This is a genomic window from Prolixibacter denitrificans (assembly GCF_003014495.1).
In the GTDB taxonomy this organism is placed as follows: domain Bacteria; phylum Bacteroidota; class Bacteroidia; order Bacteroidales; family Prolixibacteraceae; genus Prolixibacter; species Prolixibacter denitrificans.
Genome location: NZ_PYGC01000031.1, coordinates 1 through 1,750, shown reverse-complemented (window position 1 = coordinate 1,750; position 1,750 = coordinate 1). Strand labels below are relative to the sequence as shown.

Here is a 1,750-nt window from a genome sequence, read left to right as displayed (position 1 = left end):
GGCTCTGGTGGCCTAAATTGCATCTCAACCTTATTCCACTCTTTCGTTCTTTCTGTTAATTTTAAAAAGATAAGAAAATGTAAACTTAGGAATTGCAAATTGCATTGCGGGTGCAGTGGTGTGCGTTGTCTCTGCTCCTTTCTTGACCGTCATGTCCTGTCGGACACTGACGCTCTTCGAAATCCGCAACGACAACTTGCAAGTGACCGTTAGGTGTAAGTTTAAAAAAAAAGCAAACATGAGTAGAAATAAATATTTTAGCATAATCCTAACAGTTATCTGGAGTGCCTTGTGGATTTTTGCAATAACTACATATGACTTGTTGAGTATTATCATTACTTCATTCTTCGAGATTTTAATTGTTCTTGGACTAATTTCGACTTATAGGAAAAAACATGGTATTAAAACAGAATTCAATCCTGATGTTTTCCCATCAATTAAAAATGGTGACGTAAAACTTATTGCCGAGTTCCTTGATAATTCGACCTTGAAAAATTTGACAATTAAGTCAAAGGAAATTAGATACTCTTTTATTATTTCTTCAACAGGAGAATTACAATACCCGGCTGTAATAAAAACGCCCAAAGAGATTGACAAAAAGATAATAATAGATGCTATTAATAAATTGGGAAAGTGGAACCCCGCCTCGAAAAAAGGGAAACCAGTTGATTACAAATTTATAGGCGGTTTCTATTTGACTGTTTTAAACGGGAAAATATTTTCGCTAACTCCACTTCATGATTCTGAGAAAATGTATGAAAATAATTAAAAACCAACACCTAACACAGTACATATTGCAGGGCGGGGTTCGATGGTACGCCAACTGCGGATTCTCGCATCGCAGTTCCGTGTCCTTCGGACAGGAACGCGCTCCGAAATCCGCCCCGACAACATGTACCAACCGTTAGCTGTAATTTTGACAACACATTTCCAGTGCAATCATTGAGGACAAAAAACGATTAAAAGACAAAATATGTTACAAGGTTATCCGACAAAAAGCGGAACAGGAATTTCAATATTTGGAGACTATGGAGATTTAAACAGTCTTTATTCAACTGTTCACGAGATTGCAAATTCTTTAGATGAGTATAACGAAAGATTAAAAGCACAAAATCAGCTACTAATGAATTTTGCCTACGAAATTCGAAAAGCATATTCAGGTAATCGTCTCACTGACAAACTTATATTTGATGGAGATGATAAAGAAATGGACTATTACGGATTCCATTGCGTTTGGACTGATATACTAATATTCATTGCAACATTAAGGTATAATGCAGGATACATTCAAACAGACAAATTGCATCAAGCAAATCTATATATGTTGGAGTACGTGGTTGAAAGGGCAATGTTTGACTATGATGCTGAAGGAGCAAACGTCATACAACACTTCATTGGACAAAGAATAAACATTACAAACAAATTTGCCTTCATAATTTATCAAGCACTACATATTCATTTTGTCTCATCTCGGACTGGCAAGAAACGATTTAGGAGCATTCCAAGGTTAATCGGTGACTATTTTTCGGAATGGAGACAGGAATATAAAGATTTGATTTCCTCTTTTGAAATATCAGCTAAAGAGCGAAATTGTGAAATTACAGACCTTGAATTTGACAATTTTCCCGACATAAAATGGTAAAAAAACTACAGCTAATCGAGTAGGCTGCCGATAGGCTAAATGCCTATCGGAGAACCTCTCACACCACTGTACGTACGGGCCTCGTATACAGCGGTTCATTAAGATGCG

At 36.6% G+C, this 1,750-nt stretch carries 2 protein-coding genes; both read left to right on the top strand.

Annotated features, from left to right (window positions below; genetic code table 11):
* The first annotated feature begins 238 nt into the window (after positions 1-238).
* Positions 239-769: a hypothetical protein gene (locus tag CLV93_RS20030; protein ID WP_106544010.1), complete on the top strand. Its 531-nt coding sequence runs from the start codon at positions 239-241 to the stop codon at positions 767-769.
* A gap of 204 nt (positions 770-973) precedes the next feature.
* On the top strand, positions 974-1,642 hold the full coding sequence (locus CLV93_RS20025; protein WP_106544009.1) for a DUF6904 family protein: 669 nt from the start codon (positions 974-976) through the stop codon (positions 1,640-1,642).
* The last annotated feature ends 108 nt before the right edge of the window (positions 1,643-1,750 follow it).

Excerpts from the sequence above, each read along its gene's own strand:
- CLV93_RS20030 (WP_106544010.1), top strand. The coding sequence starts at position 239 with ATGAGTAGAAATAAATATTTTAGCATAATCCTAACAGTTATCTGGAGT.
- CLV93_RS20025 (WP_106544009.1), top strand. The coding sequence starts at position 974 with ATGTTACAAGGTTATCCGACAAAAAGCGGAACAGGAATTTCAATATTT.